Raw genomic sequence first — 23,088 nt, forward strand, 5'->3', positions numbered from 1 at the left:
ATGCTAATTAAAACCACAAAGAGAAAATCTGCTCAATTAGCATAATCTGCGCGAGCTAAAAGCACAATCATCTGTGCAGATCAGAGAAATCTGTGGTTAAAAAAATCACAAAAACTTTATGCTAAAGCAATCCTTGTTAAAAGACTAGTCTTTTTTATAAAACTGATACTGTCCGTTTTCATAATAGGCATTAATGTGCTGCAACCCATTCGTCAGGATAATTTCCTTAGCTCCAACAATAGAATTATACCTTGCCGTTTGCTCGAATGTTTTCTCCGTTAATTTAATATGCGGAGCTTTACATTCAATTAAAATAATAGGTTCGGTTTTTTCCGTAACCAGAAGATCAATCCTTTTCGTAAGGCCGTTTAAAACAATCTTTTTTTCAGTGATTAAGGCTGATGGAGAATACGCTTTTACGGTGAGATAATAGTGCACCCAGTGCTGTCTTACCCATTCTTCGGGGGTAAGGAGAAGGTAAGTTTTACGAACTAAATCATAAATAAAAAACTTATCTTTGTCTTTCTTGAATTTAAAATCAAAAGTTTCCTGAAAATTCAGTGTTGGAAGTTCCATTAATAAGATGAAAGAATTAGATTTAATCCTCAAAAATATTAAAAATAAAGAAGTTTTACCGATTTATTTTTTACACGGAGAAGAAGCTTACTTTATTGATGTTGCCGTAAAATCGTTTGAACACGACTTACTGGCGGAAGATGAAAAAGCTTTTAACCAAACTGTGGTGTACGGAAAAGATACCTCCTATCAGGAGATCCTTTCTCTGGCAAGACAGTTTCCGATGATGGGAGACAGGCAGTTAATAATTGTAAAAGAAGCTCAGGATCTGAAGCTGAATGAAGAAGAAAATAAGGCACTTGAAGCCTATATAGAAAACCATGTACCCTCTACGGTATTAGTTTTTGCCCACAAACATAAAAAGCTGGACAGCCGTAAAAAGGCTGCAAAAGCATTAGATAAAGCAAAAGCACTGTTTTTAAGCGAATCTGTGAAAGAAAGTAATCTTCCCAAATGGATCGCCGATGAATGTGTGGCTTTAAAAATAAAAACCGCACCCAATATTTCCCATCTTTTAGCAGAATACCTCGGGAATGATCTTTCCAGGATTGCCAATGAACTGAATAAATTAAAGATCATTCTTAAAGAAGGGCAGATATTAGACGGAACGATCATTGAAAACCACATCGGAATAAGCAAAGAATACAATGTTTTTGAACTTCAAAAGGCGTTGGGAACTAAAAATGCCAGTGCGGCATTTAAGATTGCTCATTTTATGGGTAAAAATCCTAAGAATAATCCTTTTGTAATGATGCTGGCAAGTTTATATTCCTATTTTTCCAATGTGATTATTTATCAGACCATGATGGGGCAGCCACAGCAGGTGATCGCCTCGCAGATGGGAATTAATCCTTATTTCATTAAAGATTACGCCGAATCTGCAAGACTGTATCCTCTGAAACATGCGACAAGAGTGATCTCTATTTTAAGGGAATTCGATATGAAAGGAAAAGGTCTTGGAGCCGTTAATATGAGCGAAGCCGAACTGATTAAAGAACTGGTGTACAAGATTATTAATGTAGATAAGATTAAGATGAAAGTATAGTTTGGGTGATGGTTGACAGTTAGTTATAGTTGATAGGTTTTTAATATTGGGGAAATTTATTTCCATTTTTACCAAAAAGCTAAACACCAAAAACTAAAAACTAATACCCATCAACAATCAACCAATCCCTATCGAAAAACCACATACTTACTATTGACAAGTATCATTAAAATAACTTTAATAAAACATTAAAAATTCCGAAATTAGCGGACGTTAATTTCAATCTTTTGAACAAGTAAATTATGGAGCAAAACATTTTAGATTGTGTGATCGTTGGATCTGGACCTTCTGGTTTCACAGCGGCAATTTATGCAGCAAGAGCAGACTTAAAACCCGAATTATATACAGGATTAGAACCAGGCGGACAGTTAACAACAACTACTGAAGTTGACAACTTTCCAGGATATCCAAACGGAATTACAGGGCCTGAAATGATGATGGATCTGCAGAAGCAGGCAGAAAGGTTTGATACCAAAGTGCATTATGAAATGATCACGAAAGTAGAGCTTTCTAAAGAAGTAGGAGGAGTTCATATATTATACGCCGGAAACAAAGAAATTTTTGCAAAATCGGTTATTATTTCTACAGGAGCTACAGCAAAATATTTAGGTCTTGATGATGAGAAAAAATATAATGGCGGCGGAGTTTCTGCATGCGCGACTTGCGACGGATTTTTCTACAGAGGAAAAGATGTAGTAGTGGTGGGTGCCGGAGATACAGCAGCAGAAGAGGCTACTTACCTTGCAAAACTGGTGAATAAAGTAACCATGTTGGTGAGAAAAGGGGAGTTCAGAGCTTCCAAAGCAATGATCCACAGAGTACATAATACTCCTAATATTGAAGTGAAATTCTACCATGAATTAATCGGTATTGAAGGAGAAAACAACCTGGTAGAAAGAGCGGTGGTAATCAACAATCAGACTCAGGAAAAATCTACAGTAGATGTACATGGAATCTTTATCGCCATCGGACACAAACCGAATACTGATATTTTTGCAGGACAGATAGATCTTGATGAGAACGGATATATTGCAACGGAAAAAGGGTCCACAAGAACCAACCTTCCAGGAGTTTTTGCTGCAGGAGATGTTCAGGATCATATCTACAGACAGGCGATTACAGCAGCAGGAAGCGGATGTATGGCCGCAATGGATGCAGAGAAATACCTTGCTGAATTACATTAATCTTCAAATTGTATCATACAAAGCGTACCCACCGGGTGCACTTTTTTTATGGAAATATTGATGAACCACAAAAGTCACATTCCCCTCCCTCGGAGGGGTGGCAAATCAAAGATTTGATGGGGTGGTTTAAAAAGTGAACATTTAAGAAAGCTCTCATAAACCACATAAAAACGCAATCACGCATCAATTGCCTGGAAGTATTATGATTCAAAAATAGTATTTATTTTGAGTGTATATTTTTCTTCTTACTTAAAGTAAAATCCCTAAATTTAGTTCCCAATCTAAAAAAATAATATGAATATAAAAGTCATAAAAATCAAACACATCACAGGTACTTATATTGTTGATGTTCCGGATGGAAGCCTTAATGAAATGAAAGCACAGCTGGACAAATGCCTGAACGATGAACAGGGTGCCATTGTAGTGAAAGGAGAAAATGGAGATCAGTTTGTGTATCCATCAGATCTTATAAAAAATAGTTTCATTGCCATAGTAGACCGGGAAGAGTAGAGCGAGCTAAACAAAAAATACTCATTTAAGACAATATATTTACTTTTGAAATATAAGGTTAAAGTGTTACTGAAAATAATTCACCTGATTTTAAGTCCATTATTAAGCTTTGTTGAAATTTATTCAGGAAATGTTTTGCCAGAAATAAAAAACGTTATATATTTGCACCACTGAAAACGACAGTATCACCGTTATTCAGGAGAGATGGCAGAGTGGTCGATTGCGATAGTCTTGAAAACTATTGACTGTAACAGGTCCGGGGGTTCGAATCCCTCTCTCTCCGCAACATTACGAAAGAAGAATCTCTTCAAGCGTAAAACAAGCTGATAAAGCCTGCAATTTTTGAAAATTGCAGGCTTTTCTTTTATCCAAGAGATTGCTATAATTTTCAAAAATGCTCATAATGTTCGTGGCATAATCGTGGCACTTTTAAATTTTGATAAAAAGTGCCACGAAAAACCATGTAACATGCTGTAAAACAACATGTAGCAGGGGGCTACGACTTGACTTAAAGATCCTTTAGTTCTACATTTATTAACCTTTAAAATGTTGAATTATGTTAGAAAAAAGCTACGGGATAAATTTCTTTTTGAAAAGCCCAAAAAAGAAAGGTACAATGCTTAGAATTATCTACCTACGAATTACGGTGGATGGAGTCCCGAAAGAAACTTCAACTAAGCAAAAGTGGGATGAACGCAGATGGGATCAGGTTACTGGCCGTGCGGTAGGTATTAAAGAAGACGCGCGTACAATCAACTCTTTCCTTGAAACGCTGACCACTAAAATAAGCCAATTTAAAACCCAATTAATTTCTGCCGAGAAAACCATTACTGCTAGCGAAATAATTGATTTTGTTCAAGGAAAAACTGTTTCTAGAAATAAGGTACTTGAAGAGTTTCAGCTCCATAATGATGAAATGGAGAAATTGGTAGAAAAGAAAGAGTTTGCGAAAGGAACTCATACACGTTATGTGACCGCACGGTCTCATGTTGAGGAATTCATAGCTTTTAAGTATAAAAAGAAAGATCTTGAATTTCGAGAACTCAATTATGAATTTGCGACAGACTATGAGTTTTATTTAAAAACTGTACGAAACTGTGCACATAATACTGCATTAAAATATATATCGAATTTCAAGAAAATTGTATTACGAGCTGTTGCGAAGGAAATCATTCCTAAAGATCCTTTTAAACTGTTTAAAAGCAAAAAGATTAAAATTAAAAAATATCCATTAACAAGAGATGAATTGAATTTGATTGAACATAAGGATTTTGCCAGTGAAAGACTTGATACCATTCGAGATACTTTTATTTTCCAATGCTATACCGGACTTGCATACATTGATGTTTTTCAATTAAAAAAACAAGATATTAAACGGGGAGTTGACGGAAGGTTATGGATCATGAGTAAAAGGCAAAAAACAAAGTCCAGTACAGATATACCACTTCTTCCCAAAGCCATTGAGATTTTGGAAAAATATAAATGTCACCCGGTCTGTATAAAACGAGGATCGGTACTTCCGGTTAAATCAAACCAGAAAATGAATGAGTACCTCACAGAAATTGCCGAACTATGTGGTGTATATAGTAAACTAAATACTCATAAAGCCAGACGTACGTTTGCCAGTACTGTTACGTTAAATAATGGCGTTTCGCTTCATGTTGTCAAAGAAATGCTGGGTCATCATTCAATCAAACAGACAGAGGAATATGCTATCACAGAACAGGAATTGGTAAATAAGGAGATGACAGCTCTGCGTGAGCGTCTATTTGAAAGACAGACGCAAGATAGTGAAGTTGATTATAAAGCATTTTTTTCAAAGCTCAGAAGTGAATTAAAGGATTTCGAGGAAGGTGATTCAACAGTTAAGTCCCAAATATTTGAGCAGATGATCGGAAAGTTACATAATGCAGTGAAGGTTCTGAATAACTATTCTGAAACCTCTGAAGTAAGTTTTTTACCGGTTGCTATTAAGAGAGATCGTATGAATATAAGAAAAGTTTTACCGGCCGTCAATGAGATAAACTATAAGTAGCTAACTTTCAAAAAAAAATTAGGTTTTTAAATATTTAAAAACTCTACAGTGCTTCGATAGCCTGGATGGTAGGAAGGGATATATTTTATATATCCAAAATCCTGAAGCTGTTTAAAATATCTATGATATGTAGTTAGTGTGTATATGTGGGATAGTTGAATTAGTTTGCTTCTACTTACATGTATTATTTTGTTCTCCTTTTGAAGATATGCAAGCTGAACTAAAGAGAGTAATAGAGAAAGATGCCAAACATTTAGTCTGGCATCTTTTGTTGCTTTCTTTAAAAATGTTAACCATCGATCTGCACTACTTGTTTCCATCCCCAAATAGCTTTAAGAGATCTGTTCTACTGTAGTAATAGGAACCCATAACCTTTCTGAAACGGATTTTTCCAGTGATACGGATGTTTTGCAGCGTCGCTGGTGAGACATTCATTATTTCACGTATTGATTTACTTCTAAGCCATTCGTTCGGTTGAACATTCGGCTTAATTTGTATTTTTTCGTCGATAAGTTTTTCTATGTCATTTAATAGAAGCATCCTGAATTGGCGCAGATCATTTTGTGTAATGTTTTCCATATGATTATTATTTACGAGATTGTAAATATAATCGCCCACAGAACCCTCTGATGGCTTTTGGCCGATACGGCCGCTGTTTGGCCTTAGTTGACCAGTAAGAATTAAAAGATTTTTAGCTTTTTTTGATACGCAGATCTTGCTGGTGATGTGTAATTTATTTAATAATCCCGCTACAATTTCAATATTTACATAATGATGTTGTACGCAACCTGACATATTGCCTATCCTTTTATATCTTCGTGCTATGACGATATCAGAACTTGAAATTTGGTTTGAAAAGGCACCTCGACCAGAGATGCCAATAATGCTGAATAATGCTACGAGGGTTAATGACTACGAGAAGTTTCTCGATAGCCATTTCTCACCGCTTAAAGCTAATCCTGATACGAAAATTAATCAGCCATTGCTAATTAGATTGAAGCAGATGAAGCTTTTAATTGAATCTAATATGTAATGCAAGATGCACTAGTACCAATCAATTAATTTGTTGTATGCTGTTTAGCATCTTTTAAGAAAAAATCTAGAATTATAGAATCACCCTTTACAAGATTGATTGGCTTAGTGGAATTCAGTCGATAACCAATGTAGGTTGCACGAAGAATATGCTTACCAGGCGATAACTCAATATGATATTTGCCATTCTTATCAGTGCTTGTTAAAAATGTAGTATCAGTAGATTTTATAGCTGCGCCTGGTAATGTTCTATTATTTTTATCTGTATCATAAACCGTTCCGGTGACTATTACTTTATCACTTTTAGTTTTTAATTGTGTTTTCGTATAAGTACCATTTTGTTGTACTAAACAGCCTAATAGTGAAATTGTAATTATTGAAAAACTAAGTATTATTAGTTGCTTTTTCATAGAAATTATTTTAACAGCCTTATGGACTTTCCTTTACCATATTTCGGGCTACCATTGCGATCTGTTCCATATTGCAATTTAATAGAAACCCTGTACTAGGCTAAACTGCCACTTTTCTTTTTGCAATGAAAGTCCTTTCTCTTAGGAATTTTCTAAATGTTTGCATTTGACTGGCTGCAATAGGAATAATGAGGTCGTTTGTCATTTTTACTGTATCAACCTCAACAGACTGAATGTGCTTAGTATTTATAATAAATGACTTATGAATTTTCATAAAATCAGGAAAACCCACTAAGGATTCATGCATTTCTTTTAAAGGATGATAACCGATTATAGTCTGAGAGGAGGTATAAACATTCACATAATTTTTTGTAGCTTCTATTGCAATTATTGTATCTACGTTAAATTGACTAAACGTGTTTTTGTTAGGTCCCTTTAAATAAAACAATTTCGAGGGAACTTGAGACGCTTGATCTTCGGAAAACCCATCAATAAGATGATTAATTACCGTAAAGAATCGAAGTTCATTATATGGTTTCAGAATAAACTGATCTGCATTAATTTGAAAGGCATTAATGGCGTACTTTGAGTGTGCTGTTACGATAATTATATGCTTTGTATACTGCCTGACGATAGGGACTAAATCCAAGCCAGATACCGTCCCAATTTCAATATCTAAAAATAAGAAATCAATACTTTGGTTTTTTTTTAGTGATTCAAGAGCTAATATGGGGTTTTGAAAAGCAGCCACTAGTTCCAGGTTAAACGACATCCTGATTAATTGAGTCAGATAATCTATAGATTTTACATCATCATCAATGATTACACACTTGTATCTTATCATTATTACTAAAGTACAGATGCGAAGGCATTATTGCATTCGCATATAAATTTTAAAATGTTGGAAATGTGGGATGTGGGTGGGATAGAATAACAAACATATAATAATTTCTATAAATAAGTGTATATGTTGATTAGAAATTTCAATAATTAAATAAGGAGCGAAGATTTTGTTAATCGTCAGTTTTTTGTTTTTGTCGACATAAATGTGGTTATCTATTTACGAGGTATGTACCTAATTTTGTTTTTTAAAAGTAATTTAGATATTCACAGATATAGCATGAAAGGATACTTTTTATCATTAAATTATCACGAATATAAATTAGTTCTTTTTTTTAGATAACTCAGTTTATATATTTAAGTGCTGACCGTTAAAGGCATTATTTTTTGATTTACGTTGCATACATAGTTGTCAGGAGTTTGGCTTACTGAATTTACGGGTGGTTTAACAATACTCACTTTGGTTATATTTCTCTTTATGAAATAAACAGACGTATGAACTTAACAAGAATCTTATTAAAGATTGGTATATACTGTTAAATCACATTTTGCTTACTAATTTTCATGCTTTATAGTTTGATAACATATAAAGTACACATTCTTACAATTTTGCCACGCAAATTTTTATCGATTTTTATACAGTCGAATTATTTTGATTACTGCTTATACAGTAAAATATCAGGACATGAATTTATATAAATATTTATTTGTGAGAAAAACTACATTTTTTTTATATGTCTCACTTGTGAGATATACGAGAAATAATTAAGTAAAAAATCATTAATGTGCTGTGCTTAAATAATTGTTGAACCAAACTATATTAATTATGGAGCTCTTTTATAATAACATTCGGGAGAAAATTAAATCCGCCGAATTAGAATTAAGCTTGGATGCTCAAAACGCTATTGAAGAATCCAGAAGAATGGCAATTTTGCTAAAGGAGTTGCTCAGTGAATTGAGAGAAAGAGTACTCAAGAGAGAATTTAGGAATGAGCGTGAAGAAATTGAATTTTTCAGGTCCATGAAACCCGAGGTTCAAGGGAAACTTTTATTCTATAATAAAGTGTTCCGTCTTGAAATTAGCAGACCTGCTAGTTTCGGTAGCATCAATAAAAGCTATTTTTTGAGTGAGTTGGAGCATTTAGAACATAATTACAAGACAAATATTTCCAATTCAGAATTTTATCGTTATTATCGGTCAGGTAGCCGAGCAAAAGATGATGTTTACTTTACCCGCGGAAAAATGGATTTTAATTCTGGCCTCCAAAGTCATTTTTTTGAATCAGATCCGATGTTCTCTACCTATTATGATTATAAAGTGTCCCGGATCATTGAAAATGATCTGCTTTATGAATATCTCCTAATGCGTACCGAAGCTGGTATAGATAACGGCATTATTTTTTCAAATTCCGGCGAGCAATCTATTCAGTGGACTGGCTCAAAGAATGCGCTTATTGAACTTATTTACGCATTATACGCTTCGGAGTGCCTTGGTAGTGGCAATGTTGGAATAAGAAAGGTTGCACTCGCATTTCAAAGCCTTTTCCATATTGAGCTTGGTGATGTTCACCATGCTTTTCACCGTATGAAATACCGTGCCGGAAACCGCACGCTGTTTCTAGAGCGTATAAAATCTTCCCTGGAACAATATATGGATAAAGAATTTATGTAGTTTTTGCCTGATTGATTAAATAAAGACCCGTATTAATGAAAGTGCTTTTCATTGATAACTTAGGGTATTATTTCTTGGTTTATTTAATACTATTCTTTTCCTCTCCGATTTACCCATGATAGCCCATTGGTAAATTGCTCTTTTTAGTAATCATTTTCTCACTATAGATATGCAACAACCAATTGCATTTTAACTCTTTTTCGGCTAGTAGCAGGAATTATTGAATCTAATTTCTTTTATCATATTTTCTATTCACCCATTTTCTTTTATCGAAAACTTGGCAAGAAAAGATATGCTGTCTTTTCAATTTTGTTGTGCATTCCTCATATAGTAAAGTACGGGAATGACATTAAGAATTTATTAACCATAAAATTATAATCATGGAAATAGACAAAATGGAATTCAGCTTTTGGATGAAAAGAATTATGCAACGATTTGATATCCTTTCTGATCAAGTGAGTGCGAAAGCCAGGGATCGTATGGTGCTGGATGAAGAGGAGTTACTGGATAATCAGGATGTAATGCATAACCTTAAAATCAGCCAGCGCACTTTACAGCGTTACCGCTCATCAGGAAAATTAAAATACTTCACCATTAGCGGCAAATTGTATTACAAACTATCTGATGTAAGGAGTTTTATACACAACAGCTCCAGCATGATTTCAAAATAGTGCCAGAGAAAGACAAATAGTAGCCGTCTGATGCCACTTTAAGGCTACGGCGGTTCTGGCTTATACTTTTGAGCACAAATACTTAAATAATCAAATCATGAGTGCATTAGAAACGCCTATAAAAGAAGCTCCGAATAATCTATCTCCGGATCAGCTGTCAGACATTTTGCTGGTTTTGAACAAGGAGAAAATGAGAATTGAGGCTGTTAAAGGGATTGGGAAAAATGGTGAGCTGGAGACCGTTCCAACCGATAAGAAGAATGAGAACCAGTTTATGAGAGTAGATAAACATGGAGATGTCTTTTCCAACTTCTTTTCCAATTTTATCAGTCAACTTAAAAACCCAACCAATTTTTCATTCTTTAAAGTACCCGCTAAAACTGCAGTTAAAACTGCAGCGGAAATCCAAAAGACTATTAATGCCCCCTCTGTAAAGGGAGGCGAAATACTTTCAAAGTATCTAATAAATGCTGAGGGTCAGCAGGAAAATAAATCTCAAAATCAGAATAATATGGAAACGCAACAAACCAACCAACCAGCAGAGCAACCTACACCTGCGGAAAATCAAAATGCGCCGGCAGCGACTGAAACGCGCTATAAGCCAGAAGAAATCGACTGGGATACTATGGGTAAATTAGGTCTTAATCAGGAAAAACTAGAGAAAATGAATGTCTTGGAAGACTTATTAAAGGGCTTTAAAACAGATAAATTAATTCCTGTAAGCCTTAATCTTGGTACTGTTATCACCCGATTGGATGCAAGACTATCACTGCAAAGGAATGGTGAAGGCGAAGTAACTGTTGCCATTCACGGAATCCGTAAAGAGCCCAATTTAGATTACAAATTCTTCGGGCACGAGTTCACCAAGGAAGATAAAAAGAATTTGCGCGAAACAGGAAATATGGGACGAGTTGTTGAACTTGATAATCTTAAAACTGGTGAGAAAATTCCTTCGATCATTAGTATTGATAAGCTAACGCAGGAAATCGTGGCTTTAAGAACAGACAAGATTAAAATTCCAGATACCCTTAAAGGTCTTGAACTGAATACTGAGCAAAAACAGACTTTAATGGATGGCAAGCCTCTTTATTTGGAAGGGATGACTTCGAATAAAGGGGAGCCTTTTGGCGGCCGTGTACAGTTTAATGCTGAAAAACGTTATGTGCAGTTCTTGTTTGATGATCCTATTGTAGATAAACTTCAGCAAAATATAGCTACGGAACCTAATAAAATATTCAGGGGAAAAGATCTGAGTGATGAACAGTATCAAAATCTCAAAGAAGGAAAAACGGTGTATATAGATGGCTTGATCGACCGAAATGGAAAAGAGTACAAAGGTTACATCAATTTTAATAAAGAAACTGGAAAAACAGATTTTGATTTTAAAAATCCGAATGATGTTAAAGTTAATGCTCAGCCCGCAGAAGAGCACAAGACGCAGGTTGCTGTCAATTCAGAAGGAAAGACCAATGAGGCTACAAAAAACATTAAGGAACCATTAAAATCAGGGCAAACAGCGCCAGATGATAAGAAACAAGTGAAGCAACAAGCAGAGAAAAATACGCCTCCTAAAAAAAGACGCCTTAGAGCTTAATTCGGGATAGTAACATTAAAAAATAATCAAGATGAAATTAGTTATCGCAGAAAAGCCGAGTGTTGCCCGCGAGATTGCTGCACTATTAGGAGCTTCAGAGAAAAATGAAGGTTACTTAGCTGGAAATTCATATTGTGTAACGTGGGCATTTGGGCATCTGATTACCCTTGCCATGCCGGAAGATTATGGGATAGCAGGTTTCGACAGAGAATCTCTGCCCATCATGCCTGATCCATTTGAATTAATCGTACGTAAAATTAAAAAGGATCAGTCTTATATCGCCGATCCTGGCGCATCAAAACAATTAAAAGTCATTGCAAGGAAAATAAAAGAGTGTGACAGCATCATTGTTGCAACAGATGCTGGACGGGAGGGTGAACTGATCTTTCGCTATATCTATCAATATTTAAAATGCAACAAACCGTTCGAACGTCTGTGGATTAGCTCTCTGACGGAAAAAGCGATCAAACAGGGATTCATGAACCTTAAACCTGGTAGTGACTTTGATAATTTATATTATGCTGCCCAAAGTAGAAGTAGAGCTGATTGGCTTGTAGGGATCAACGGTTCACAAGCGTTGACCATTTCTGCGGGATCTGGAATTTATTCATTAGGCAGAGTACAAACGCCGACCTTCGCTTTGATTTGTAAAAGATACTTTGATAATAAAAACTTTTTGGTGCAAAAGTACTGGCAGATTCAGTTAAATCACAGAAAAGATTATAATGATTTCAAAAGCTCCGCACAAAACAAGTGGGATGATAAGAAAAAGGCTGAAGATGCTTTAAAAACGATCCTTCGCGCTGGAAGCGCAACAGTAAAGGATGTGGAAACCAGAAAAGTTTCGGAGCAGGCTCCTTTGCTGTTCGATTTGACAGGTTTACAAAAAGAATGCAACAAGAAACTCAATTTATCGGCAGATGAAACTTTAAATATTGCCCAAAGTCTATACGAAAAGCAATTTATTACGTATCCGCGTACTGGAAGTTGTTATATTCCAGAAGATGTCTGGCCAGAAATCCCACACCTTATTAAAGCATTATATGATCGCGCTTCTTTGAATGAACCATTAGGCAAAATGAAGGGTGGTCCGTTAAATAAGAAGATTGTTAACGATTTAAAAGTAACTGACCATCATGGATTGTTAATTACAGAGAAAATCCCTTCTGCGCTAACCGGCGCGGCATCTGCCGTTTACGATATGATAGCGATGCGGATGTTAGAGTCTGTTTGTGCGCCTTGCCAAAAGGAAATAACAACCATCAAGCTGGAAGTTCTCCATTACGAATTTTTATCAAAAGGAATTCAGATTAAAGAACCAGGCTGGCGCATTATTTATGGAAACTTTAGTGAGGAAAATGATGATGCTATAGAGTTACTTCCAGTACTCAATACTGGTGATGATCTAATGATTAAGGAAGCGGATGTTCTCGAAAAACAGACTAAAGCGCCTTCTTTATTTACGGAGGCGAGTTTACTTTCTGCTATGGAAAACTGCGGAAGGGAGATTGAGAATAAAGAGGAAAGAAAAGCGCTTCAAAATGTGGGCATTGGTACACCAGCAACCAGGGCAGCTATTATAGAAACTTTATTTAACAGGGATTATATCAAACGTGAAAAAAAATCACTTCTTCCGACAGAAAAGGGGCTCAAAGTTTATGACTTTATTAAGGATAAGAAAATTGCAGATGTATCGATGACAGGGGAGTGGGAACTTTCGTTAGGAAAGATTGAAAATGGAGAAATAAGCGCTAACGATTTTCAATTGGGTATTGAAACCTATACGAGATTGATTACCCAGGAATTATTATCTGCCTCCTTGGAGACTGAGAAAATTCCAGATTTAATTTGTCCAAAATGCAAAACCAGACATTTAATAATCAGAGATAAGATTGTAAAGTGCCCTGATGTCGTTTGTAAATGGGTGTTGTTTCGAAACATCTGTGGGGTGCAACTGGATTTAAAGGAGGTCGAAAATCTTATTAAGAAAGGTAAAACATCACTTTTAAAAGGAATGACGAGTAGGGCAGGTAAGAAATTCGATGCCCGTATCATCCTGAATGGAAAAGCAGAGACAGCTTTTGAATTTGAAAATAACAAATTTTTAAAAAAATAATCAGAAAATGAGGAGAAGTTGTAACCTTCCCAGCTGAAAATGAAGCTAAGGAAAATCCCTGTTGCAAAACAGGGATTATTTTTACTTTTTAGCTTCCTCTACAGAAATTTTTCTAAAATCCTTGCATAACTTACTAAGTTCCAGAGCTGATTTGCGTGCTCTCGTTCCTGCTGCCTTATTTCCTTTTTCCACTTGTAGATCAGCGTCTGTTTTGAATTTTTCAAACTCGGCTTTGATTTGCTCAATCAATTCTTTCATAAAATAATTTTCTAATGATTACAGGCGAAATTATGAAATACTACATATGCAAGTCAATAGAGAATACTAAAAATATTATACTAAATCTCAAAGTCATGAGCCACGGTATTTCACTTAAATAAATAGAACAATCCAAGACAACATATCATGAGAACAAAACAAAATGACCTTTCATATTTCAACTTAAGATTACAGGAACATATTAATACAAGTTTTCCTGAATTATCTGGAGATCACCCATTTATTAACCAGCGATCCGCTTTGGCCGCTAACGCATATGAAGGCGCGTTCCTTTCAGGGAATTCCATTGAACAATGTAATGAAATTTCAGATTTTATCTTATTTGAAAATCTGCATTTTTCAAAGTTCGATACGATATTCAGTGTAATCTGCAATGAGTTCGACACGATTATGGCAGATGAGGAACTGCGGCCATTTGCTTTACAAATGTTCCGGGTTTGTGAATCTGTTTTTAATTGTTATGAACTAGCTGATGACTTTGCATACAGTATAAGCTATGATGCACTATATACAGAGCTAACAGGCAGGATTCAACTCTGGATTGAGGAACATGGCCTTCAATAAAAAGGAGCATCTTCGTCAGAATATTTTAGCCCTTTCCACTGCCTTCCTGCTAGAGAAAGAAAAACGACCAGTTAATAAAACTGAACAGAAACTTTTACTTCAATATAGTGGATTTGGTGGGTTGAAATTTATCCTAAATCCGGTGGAAAAAGAGACTGATATCAACCAATGGCGAAAAACGGAACAGGAATTTTTTGCACTTACGCAGGAGTTGCACCGGCTTCTAAAAAATAATGCTTCGGATGAAAAGCAGTACCGACGTTTCGTTGAGAGTATGAGGAGTTCGGTTTTGTCAGCCTTTTATACTCCGCCGGAAATCATTGATGTGATTGCTGATAGTTTAGAAAACGAGGGTGTAAACATTCAGAAGTTTCTTGAACCATCTGCTGGTATCGGTGCTTTTTTAAATTCTTTTTCTCGTCAAAACATAAGGCAGGTGACAGCATATGAAAAGGATCTGCTGACAGCACTGGTGCTTAAACAGCTATATCCTGATTATGATATCAGGACCGGTGGTTTTGAGGATATAGATGAAATGGAGAAATCCACCTATGATGTGGTGTGCAGTAATATTCCATTTGGAGATATTTCTGTTTTCGACCTATTATTTTCCAGAAGCCGGGATGAGGCAAGAATTCAAGCAGCGAGAAGTGTACATAATTACTTCTTTTTGAAAGGAGTTGATATGCTTCGTGAGGGTGGGATACTGCCTTTTATTACCTCCCAGGGGGTACTAAATAGCTCTAAAAATGAGCCTATTCGCAGGGCTTTAATGAAGGGTAATATTCTCCTTTCTGCCGTTCGTCTGCCAAATAATTTGTTTTCAGATTATGCAGGAACAGAAGTAGGTAGTGATCTAATTGTTCTCCAAAAAAACAGCCTCAAAAAAGAATTAACGGCAGCGGAAGAACTGTTTTGTCAAAGCCGTCTTACCGAGTACAATACACCTGGTAACGCTTATTTTCAGGATAATCACAGAATTGTACATACCTCACAGGCTGTAGCTACTGATCCTTACGGGCATCCTGCTATGATTTATACTCACGATGGCGGATTAAATGGGATTTCAAATGATCTCAAGTATATGCTGGAAGATGATTTCAGTAAACTCCTTGATTTAAAATTATACGGAAGGGAGCGAAATAATACGGCTGCTAGAGAAATTGCTATTACATCAGAAGTAATAAATCCTATAGCCGTAAAACCGGCCATGCCAGCTGTCGTAAATGAGGTCCAACTAAGCCTTTTTGAACTTTTTGAAGACAATTTTGTAAAACCTGTTGCAAAAGCACTTCCAAGTAAAAAATACAAAAACCAGAAGAAAAAGCCCTCTGCTTCTTATCAATCAGATTTGTTTAGTGATGTGCCAAAATCTAAGACTTTATCCGCCTACCAGCCAAAAGATGTAAGTAGAATTGAAGTTGTCGGGAATTTATTCTCTATATCTACTAGTAACGAGGAAAGCAAGCGCACAGATGCTATTATGGGCCCGGAACCATATGGAGGGAAAATTCAAAAATTTCACCGCAATGATAGTTTGGTCATTGATAATGGATTAGTAGGTTATCTGAAAAGCATTAAATCGGACAGAGTAAATGCATTTTTCCATCCTCTGACTTTATCTTTTCTTCAGAAAAGCCGAGCTGAGGCTTATGTCTTATTAAGAGATACCTATATCGATCTATACGAAAAGGAAGCTGAAAATCATATTGAATATCGAGAGGAAAGAGAAGTACTGAACAGGGCTTATGATTCTTATGTGAAAAAGTTTGGGCATCTAAACACCGCTGAAAATATAAAACTGATAAAAACAGATAGTGCTGGAAAAGAAGTTCCTTACCTCGAACGGGTTGTGGGCGGCGTCATTCATAAGGCTGATATTTTCCATCATCCGGTAAGTTTTTCAACAACAACTCTTGCAACAGATAACCCTGATGAGGCATTGTCTGCCTCGTTGAACCGCTATGGTACGGTCAATCTGAAGTATATGTCTCGGATCAGTAATCTTTCGGAGCTGGAACTAAAGGCAAGACTTGAAGGAAGAATATTCTTTAATCCTATAGCGAAGGAATATGAGGTTTCAGAACGGTTTATTTCTGGGAATGTCATTGAAAAGATCAATGAAATTGAAGATTATCTATTAGGAAACCCAACTGATAAGGAAGCTAAAGAAAGTGCAAAAATCTTAAAGCAGGCCATGCCTCGGCAAATTGAATTTGAGGAACTGGATTTTAATTTGGGGGAGCGTTGGATACAAACCGATATTTACAGCAAGTTTGCTTCTCACCTTTTTGATACTGAGGTGCGGGTTTATTACAGTGAGAAAACTGATGATTTTTCCATAGCGTGCGAGAAAAAAAACATCATAATAACTGAAAAGCATGCTGTAAAATCCGAAAGCCGAACCTTTGATGGTATCGCTCTTCTTAAAAACGCATTAGTCAATACGACCCCGGATATAACCAAAACCGTTCAGCTTGGCGATCAGGAGGTCAAGGTACGCGATATGGAAGCGATACAAATGGCTAACTCGAAGATAGATGTAATTAGGAAAGCTTTTACAGATTGGCTACATGAACAAAGTATCGACTTTAAAAGGGAACTTTCAGATAAGTACAATGATACATTTAACTGTTTTGTAAGACCCCAATACGATGGCAGTCATCAGGACTTTCCAGGTCTGGACCGAAGGGCGTTGGGAATCGAGGATCTTTATTCCAGTCAAAAAGATGCAGTATGGATGATTAAGCTCAATGGAGGGGCAATCTGTGATCATGAAGTGGGTGCAGGCAAAACATTGATTATGTGCTGTGCAGCACAGGAGATGAAAAGATTGGGACTTGCACATAAACCGATGATTATTGGTCTTAAGGCCAATGTACATGAGATCGCGGACACTTATCGCAAAGCCTATCCACATGCTAAGATTCTCTATCCCGGCAAAGAAGATTTTACGCCAGGGAAGCGCCAGAGAATTTTTGGAGATATTAAAAACAATGACTGGGACTGCATTATCTTGACGCACGATCAATTTGGAATGATTCCCCAATCGCCAGAAATGCAGAAAGAAATACTGGAGGCAGAGCTTCAAAGTGTGGAGGACAATTTGGATGCATTAAATGCTCAGGGTAAAGAGATTTCAAGAGCCATGCTTAAAGGTGTTATTGTGCGAAAGAAAAATCTTGAAGTTAAACTCAAAACGCTGGAGCATGATATTCAAACGCGCAAAGATGATGTCGTCGATTTTAAAATGATGGGGATAGATCATTTGCTGGTCGATGAAAGTCATAAGTTCAAAAATTTAATGTTTAATACCAGGCACAATCGTGTTTCCGGCCTTGGTAATATGCAAGGCAGTCAAAAGGCAATGAATCTCCTATTTGCCCTTCGTACTATTCAGGAAAGGACGGGCAAAGATTTGGGTGCTACTTTTCTATCAGGAACAACCATTAGCAATTCTCTTACAGAGCTTTTCCTACTGTTCAAATACCTTCGCCCGAAAGCAATGGAGAAGCAGGGGATTACGTGTTTTGACGCCTGGGCAGCTATTTACGCAAGAAAAACCTCAGATTACGAATTTTCAGTCGCCAATAATATAGTTCAAAAGGAACGTTTCCGTTATTTTATTAAGGTGCCGGAATTGGCACAGTTTTACTCAGAAATCACAGATTATCGAACCGCAAAAGATATTGGTATTGATCGGCCTGAAAAAAACGAGATCTTTTATAACATCCCACCAACACCCGACCAGGAAGACTTTATAAAAAAACTGATGCAGTTTGCTAAGACCGGGGATGCTAAACTTCTTGGCAGGCCTCCATTGTCAAAGTCAGAAGAAAAAGCGAAAATGCTGATTGCAACTGATTATGCACGTAAAATGTCGCTGGATATGCGCTTAATCAGCTCCGAATATGGAGACCATCCCGACAACAAAGCCTCACACTGTGCTGCCAGTATTGAAAAGTATTATAGGAAATTTAATGCTCAGAAGGGTACTCAGTTCGTGTTTTCAGATTTGGGTACTTACAAGCCGGATGAATGGAATATCTATTCCGAGATCAAACGTAAACTGGTTAATGATTATGGTATTCCTGCCCATGAAATACGGTTTATTCAGGAAGCTAAGAATGATAAGATGCGGAAAGATTTTATTACGGCAATGAATGAAGGGCGGATTAGGGTGATGGTCGGTTCGACCGAAATGCTTGGGACGGCAGTCAATGCGCAGGAACGTGCTGTGGCCGTACATGATCTGGATACGCCATGGCGTCCGAGTGATCTGGAACAACGTCATGGAAGGGCTGTCAGAAAAGGCAACCGGATTGCAAAACATTTTGCGAATAATAAAGTGGATATTCTCATTTATGCCGTTGAAAAATCCTTGGACAGCTATAAGTTTAACCTTTTATTTAATAAACAGCTTTTCATCAGTCAGCTTAAAAATAATAATCTGGCAAAACGTACAATAGATGAGGGGGGCGGCGACGAAAAATCAGGCATGAATTATTCTGAATATGTAGCAATACTCTCAGGAAATACCGATTTATTGGACAAGGCCAAAATTGAAAAGCAGATTGCGAGTCTGGAAAGTGAAAGACAGACGTTTATAAGGTCTAAATTTTTGTCTAAATATAAGCTTGATGATACTTTGAGTAATTTAACAGAATCAAAATCGAGACTGGAAAGGTTTGCACTAGATTGGAGCAATCTACAAAGTAGAATACAAAAGCAAAGCGATGGTTCTATAATCAATGCTGTTAAATTACTTGGGTTGCCTGATAACGCAGATTTTAAACAGGTGGGGACTAAACTCAATGATCTTGCTGACAAATCCAGAACGGCAGGAGAGTATGAGGAAATTGGAACACTCTATGGTTTTTCGCTTCTTGTTAAAACAGAAGTTTCACAAAAGGAAGGGGTCAACGTTAAAGTGAACCGTTTTTTTGTGATGGGTGAAAGCAATCTAAAATATTCTTTTAATAATGGTCAAATGGCTACTGATCCAAAACTGGCATCTATGAACTTTCTCAATGCGCTTGCTAAAATACCTGCTTTAATGGAACAGGAACGGGGAAACATTTCTGAACATGAAAAAGACCTTGCGGTGTTAGAGGATATTTCTAATTCCAGCTGGAATAAAGAAGTGTCACTTAGTGACCTAAAAACGGAATTAGCGGCAATCGACAGAAAAATCATGTTATCTATTCATACCGAAAATGAAAAAGAAGAGCAGACTAATCAACTTTCAAATATTTCTACGCAAGATATAGGGAAGCCAACAGATCTTACTAGTAAGGCTAAACTTTGAGAAGGGAAAAAATATATGATGCAATAATAACTTGAATTATATAAGGAAAAATCAGAAATTGCAATATAAACCCTTGAGAAATGAGCAGAAAGATTACTAGTGGCCCTATCAGAGATAAGGAAAGAACAAAGGACAAATTTTTGACCGCAGTCGGACTAATCCTAAAAGAAGAGGGTTTTACAGGTTTAAATGTAAGCCAGGTAGCTTTAAAAGCAAAGGTTAACAGGAAACTTATTTACGAATATTTTGGTGGGTTAGAAGGACTCGTTAGAGATTATTTAAACAGCCGTGATTATTGGACCAATAATACGGAGCATACTGAGGTAATCATTGAAAATAGTAAAGAGGACTTTGGCAAAGAGACAATACTGAACATGTTAGAAAACCAGCTTAATTCATTAGTAATTAACGAAGAAATGCGCAAGATTATAAGCTGGGGATTGAGTGAAAGTTCGAAATCTTTAGAAGAGTTAAATGATAAGCGTGAACAGTTTGGTGAGCAATTCTTTAGTGAAATTGCAGATGAATACTTTAATGATAAGGATAAGAAGATTCGGCCTGTAGTAGCTCTTCTTATAGGAGGAATTTATTATATCACCTTATTTGCGCATACCAATAATGGTCTTATTTGTGGAATCGACATAAGAAAAGAAGAGGCACAGCTGGAAATAAAGAAAACCCTCAAACAAATAGTTGAATGGGCCTATGCCTAGTATTGGTACAACGCCTTTCAGAAGGAGTTTCAATTGATTAAAATATTAGAGTTTATTCATTACGTTATAATTAACCCCGGGATTCCCGGGGCCTTTTGAGTAACTACCCTGCCTTTTAATCAAAACTAAATTATAATGTTCTTGACTGCTTTATAGATGATTATAGTCCATTAAAGCATCCATCGTTATCAAACCCATTTGCAAAAGCATTTCGAGCGACGTAGTACATTGTTGAATCGGACACATTATCAGGCCCGGATACATAAATAATCCACATCTGACCACATGCATCTTCTAGAAGAAACTTTTTCTGACGACGAGCAGAAATTGTTTGACTATTGTTTTTGGTTGATGCTATTGCTACGTAAATTTTATTCTCTTTCGAAGTTATTTTTATTTCTACCTTATTCGGTAAAGGAAGATTCTTTTTAGGGGTAAGATCACTAGCTGAAGCGCTAAATCCTATTAATGTGCAAATTAATGCAATAAATAAATGTTTCATGTTTTTCTTTTTAAGTGATAAATAATCGATTCTATGTATTCATAAGTAGAGTATGATCATCTTGTATTTCGTGATTAAAATTGGAATTAAATAATAATTCACACAAGTGAGACTTTATATTTGCATCTTTAATAACAATATTCGAAGTCTTTGAGCCGATATGTGTAATCGTATGTTTGATTCAAAACATATTTCTAATGTTCAGTTAGAATCCATGGAAATACTATGGAACCTTTGAAATGGAGAGGTACAGTAAAACTGAATCAAGTTTTGTGATCATTATGAGCAATGATAAGCACTAAGAAAAGAATCGCAAAAACAAAATAAAGAATGCCTTTAAACAATTTGTTGAATGGGCTTATGCTTAATACTTGAATAAAAATTCTATGGGAATATTTAATAATTTATTTGGTTCAAAAAAACAGCCGCAATTAGAAAAGGAAAACATCGAAGAAGAGGTTTCTGATGAAGTAAAAAGATTAAAAAGCAGAGATTCAAATAAGGATAGTATCTTTTTAGAAAAAAAGATTAATATAGCCCAAAGTGGCTAATAAATAGTAGTTTACAAGAGAGAGGAACTCTATCGGTAACGATTTAGTAATGGTGCTTACCGCACTCGCTTTCATCTGATTACCTTGTAAATCATTACTGCAAATATAAAAAAATAAAAGGGTAAAGTACCAATGTACTTTACCCTTTTTCATTGGTGTGAATAGAAAAATCTTTGAAAAAAATTCCCACACTGTGGGGAGCCTGTGAGATTTTTTCAAACTTTATTTCCAAATTTTGGCATACCAACAACAGTTGCAACTCCGAAACAAATAGTGAGAACCTCTAAAAGACTATGCTATGGATTAATTAGATTTGAGCAATACACCATTAAATTATTATAATTAACTATAATACAGATATATATGATAACGATGGTGATAAAAAAGAGCTATTACCATCGTTTTATATCTTATTTATGTGTTTAGTTTTTCAGTGAAGCCATATCAATGACAAAACGGTATTTCACATCGCCTTTTTCCAAACGGTCAAAAGCAGTATTTACATCTTGAATATTAATAATTTCGCTTTCGGCAGTAATGTTGTGCTCGAAACAGAAGTCTAACATTTCTTGTGTTTCGGCAATCCCGCCGATATTGGAACCTGCAAAACTTCTTCGTCCGTGAACCACGTCAAAAGCACTTATTTCCAATGGTTCTACGGGTAGTCCTACCATAACTACCGTTCCATCGTGGCGCAGTAAATTGAGATAGGTATTTACGTCGTGTTTCGCCGAAACAGTATCAATAATGAAATGTAACTTTCGGTTGTATTTAGCCATTGCTTCTGCATCAGAAGACAATACGGCTTCATCTGCTCCCAATCTTTTTGCATCTTCTACTTTGGATGGCGATGTTGTAAATACGATTACTTCTGCTCCCATAGCCTTTGCAATTTTGATGGCTAAATGCCCCAGACCACCGATACCTAAAATCCCTATTTTCTTGCCCGGTGCTGCTCCCCAATGTTTCAATGGCGAATACACGGTTATTCCGGCGCATAATAAAGATGCTGCGGCTGCCAAGTCTTTAAATTCAGGCATATGCACTACATATTTTTCATTGCATACATAAGTTTTTGCAAAGCCGCCATATGTCATACCTCCTGAAATTTTATCGGGACTGTTGAATGAAAAAGTTACGCCCTCATCGCAAAATTGCTCGATGCCATCTTCGCAGTATTCACAATGTCCACAACTGTCCACAATGCAGCCAACGCCTACAAGTTCCTCAATTTTAAAATTTTTAACGTGCTCGCCAATTTTTGTTACACGACCAAGAATTTCGTGTCCGGGAACAATGGGATAGGTTGTGCCTCCCCAATCATTATGTATGCTGTGCAGGTCTGAATGGCAAATACCGCAATACAATATTTCCAATTCCACATCGTGAGCCAGTACCGCCCTGCGGTTAATGTCCATCTCCTGTAATGGCTGTGTAGCCGATACAGTACCGTATGCTTTTATACTATGTGTGTTCATCTTTAATC

At 36.3% G+C, this 23,088-nt stretch carries 20 protein-coding genes and 1 tRNA gene; 14 read left to right on the forward strand and 7 right to left on the reverse strand.

What is annotated here, in order from left to right; all coding sequences use genetic code 11:
* Positions 1-144 precede the first annotated feature (144 nt).
* The gene (locus SB679_RS08920) at positions 145-576 is read right to left on the reverse strand and encodes a type I restriction enzyme HsdR N-terminal domain-containing protein (RefSeq protein ID WP_034709750.1); all 432 of its coding nucleotides are present in this window, start codon (positions 574-576) and stop codon (positions 145-147) included.
* Positions 577-583: 7 nt separating this feature from the next.
* Between SB679_RS08920 and holA the strand changes: the two genes are divergently transcribed.
* From holA to SB679_RS08945, 5 genes are all read left to right on the forward strand, one after another.
* A complete protein-coding gene (holA, locus tag SB679_RS08925) occupies positions 584-1,621 on the forward strand; it encodes a DNA polymerase III subunit delta (protein WP_410701900.1) in 1,038 nt (345 codons plus the stop codon).
* 242 nt (positions 1,622-1,863) lie between these two features.
* Positions 1,864-2,805 (forward strand): thioredoxin-disulfide reductase, encoded by a 942-nt coding sequence (trxB, locus tag SB679_RS08930; protein ID WP_410701901.1) that lies wholly within the window; start codon positions 1,864-1,866, stop codon positions 2,803-2,805.
* A 294-nt stretch (positions 2,806-3,099) separates the two neighbouring features.
* A complete protein-coding gene (locus SB679_RS08935) occupies positions 3,100-3,315 on the forward strand; it encodes a glyceraldehyde-3-phosphate dehydrogenase (RefSeq protein ID WP_410701902.1) in 216 nt (71 codons plus the stop codon).
* A 198-nt stretch (positions 3,316-3,513) separates the two neighbouring features.
* A tRNA-Ser gene (locus tag SB679_RS08940) sits at positions 3,514-3,598 on the forward strand.
* A gap of 273 nt (positions 3,599-3,871) precedes the next feature.
* Positions 3,872-5,350 (forward strand): site-specific integrase, encoded by a 1,479-nt coding sequence (locus tag SB679_RS08945; protein WP_410701903.1) that lies wholly within the window; start codon positions 3,872-3,874, stop codon positions 5,348-5,350.
* Positions 5,351-5,656: 306 nt separating this feature from the next.
* On the opposite strand, the gene SB679_RS08950 is transcribed toward SB679_RS08945, so the two are convergent.
* A complete protein-coding gene (locus tag SB679_RS08950) occupies positions 5,657-6,145 on the reverse strand; it encodes a helix-turn-helix domain-containing protein (protein ID WP_410701904.1) in 489 nt (162 codons plus the stop codon).
* A 28-nt stretch (positions 6,146-6,173) separates the two neighbouring features.
* Between SB679_RS08950 and SB679_RS08955 the strand changes: the two genes are divergently transcribed.
* On the forward strand, positions 6,174-6,383 hold the full coding sequence (locus SB679_RS08955) for a DUF6965 family protein (RefSeq protein WP_123984067.1): 210 nt from the start codon (positions 6,174-6,176) through the stop codon (positions 6,381-6,383).
* Between the two features lie 25 nt (positions 6,384-6,408).
* Here SB679_RS08955 and SB679_RS08960 read toward each other — a convergent pair whose 3' ends face one another.
* Together SB679_RS08960 and SB679_RS08965 are read right to left on the reverse strand one after the other, a co-directional pair.
* Entirely contained in the window at positions 6,409-6,792 is a 384-nt protein-coding gene (locus SB679_RS08960) for a carboxypeptidase-like regulatory domain-containing protein (protein ID WP_410701905.1), read from the reverse strand.
* A gap of 100 nt (positions 6,793-6,892) precedes the next feature.
* Positions 6,893-7,636 (reverse strand): LytR/AlgR family response regulator transcription factor, encoded by a 744-nt coding sequence (locus SB679_RS08965; RefSeq protein WP_410701906.1) that lies wholly within the window; start codon positions 7,634-7,636, stop codon positions 6,893-6,895.
* Between the two features lie 822 nt (positions 7,637-8,458).
* Here SB679_RS08965 and SB679_RS08970 point away from each other — a divergent pair.
* From SB679_RS08970 to SB679_RS08985, 4 genes are all read left to right on the forward strand, one after another.
* Entirely contained in the window at positions 8,459-9,304 is an 846-nt protein-coding gene (locus SB679_RS08970; RefSeq protein ID WP_410701907.1) for an RteC domain-containing protein, read from the forward strand.
* Between the two features lie 380 nt (positions 9,305-9,684).
* A complete protein-coding gene (locus SB679_RS08975; protein ID WP_410701908.1) occupies positions 9,685-9,975 on the forward strand; it encodes a helix-turn-helix domain-containing protein in 291 nt (96 codons plus the stop codon).
* 97 nt (positions 9,976-10,072) lie between these two features.
* Positions 10,073-11,569 carry a DUF3945 domain-containing protein gene (locus SB679_RS08980; protein WP_410701909.1) on the forward strand — a complete coding sequence of 499 codons (1,497 nt, stop codon included), beginning with the start codon at positions 10,073-10,075 and terminating at the stop codon, positions 11,567-11,569.
* 31 nt (positions 11,570-11,600) lie between these two features.
* Positions 11,601-13,685: a DNA topoisomerase 3 gene (locus SB679_RS08985; protein ID WP_410701910.1), complete on the forward strand. Its 2,085-nt coding sequence runs from the start codon at positions 11,601-11,603 to the stop codon at positions 13,683-13,685.
* Positions 13,686-13,766: 81 nt separating this feature from the next.
* On the opposite strand, the gene SB679_RS08990 is transcribed toward SB679_RS08985, so the two are convergent.
* Complete coding sequence (locus SB679_RS08990) at positions 13,767-13,943, reverse strand: histone H1 (protein ID WP_410701911.1); 177 nt, start codon at positions 13,941-13,943, stop codon at positions 13,767-13,769.
* A 147-nt stretch (positions 13,944-14,090) separates the two neighbouring features.
* Between SB679_RS08990 and SB679_RS08995 the strand changes: the two genes are divergently transcribed.
* The 3 genes from SB679_RS08995 (at position 14,091) to SB679_RS09005 (ending at position 20,549) form a co-directional block, all read left to right on the forward strand.
* Complete coding sequence (locus tag SB679_RS08995) at positions 14,091-14,528, forward strand: DUF1896 domain-containing protein (RefSeq protein WP_410701912.1); 438 nt, start codon at positions 14,091-14,093, stop codon at positions 14,526-14,528.
* The gene (locus SB679_RS09000) at positions 14,515-19,836 is read left to right on the forward strand and encodes an N-6 DNA methylase (protein ID WP_410701913.1); all 5,322 of its coding nucleotides are present in this window, start codon (positions 14,515-14,517) and stop codon (positions 19,834-19,836) included. The genes SB679_RS08995 and SB679_RS09000 overlap by 14 nt, the downstream gene beginning before the upstream one ends.
* 80 nt (positions 19,837-19,916) lie before the next feature.
* Positions 19,917-20,549, forward strand: coding sequence for a TetR/AcrR family transcriptional regulator (locus SB679_RS09005; protein ID WP_410701914.1), 633 nt, complete (start codon positions 19,917-19,919; stop codon positions 20,547-20,549).
* A 160-nt stretch (positions 20,550-20,709) separates the two neighbouring features.
* Here the strand turns inward: SB679_RS09005 and SB679_RS09010 are convergent, their stop codons facing one another.
* Positions 20,710-21,051: a hypothetical protein gene (locus SB679_RS09010; protein WP_410701915.1), complete on the reverse strand. Its 342-nt coding sequence runs from the start codon at positions 21,049-21,051 to the stop codon at positions 20,710-20,712.
* Positions 21,052-21,437: 386 nt separating this feature from the next.
* On the opposite strand from SB679_RS09010, the gene SB679_RS09015 reads away from it, so the two are divergent.
* A complete protein-coding gene (locus SB679_RS09015) occupies positions 21,438-21,602 on the forward strand; it encodes a hypothetical protein (protein ID WP_410701916.1) in 165 nt (54 codons plus the stop codon).
* A 422-nt stretch (positions 21,603-22,024) separates the two neighbouring features.
* Here SB679_RS09015 and SB679_RS09020 read toward each other — a convergent pair whose 3' ends face one another.
* Positions 22,025-23,080 carry an NAD(P)-dependent alcohol dehydrogenase gene (locus SB679_RS09020; protein WP_410701917.1) on the reverse strand — a complete coding sequence of 352 codons (1,056 nt, stop codon included), beginning with the start codon at positions 23,078-23,080 and terminating at the stop codon, positions 22,025-22,027.
* Between the last annotated feature and the right edge of the window lie 8 nt (positions 23,081-23,088).

The sequence above is a fragment of the Chryseobacterium sp. SIMBA_029 genome (assembly GCF_046535275.1).
Taxonomy (GTDB): Bacteria; Bacteroidota; Bacteroidia; order Flavobacteriales; family Weeksellaceae; genus Chryseobacterium.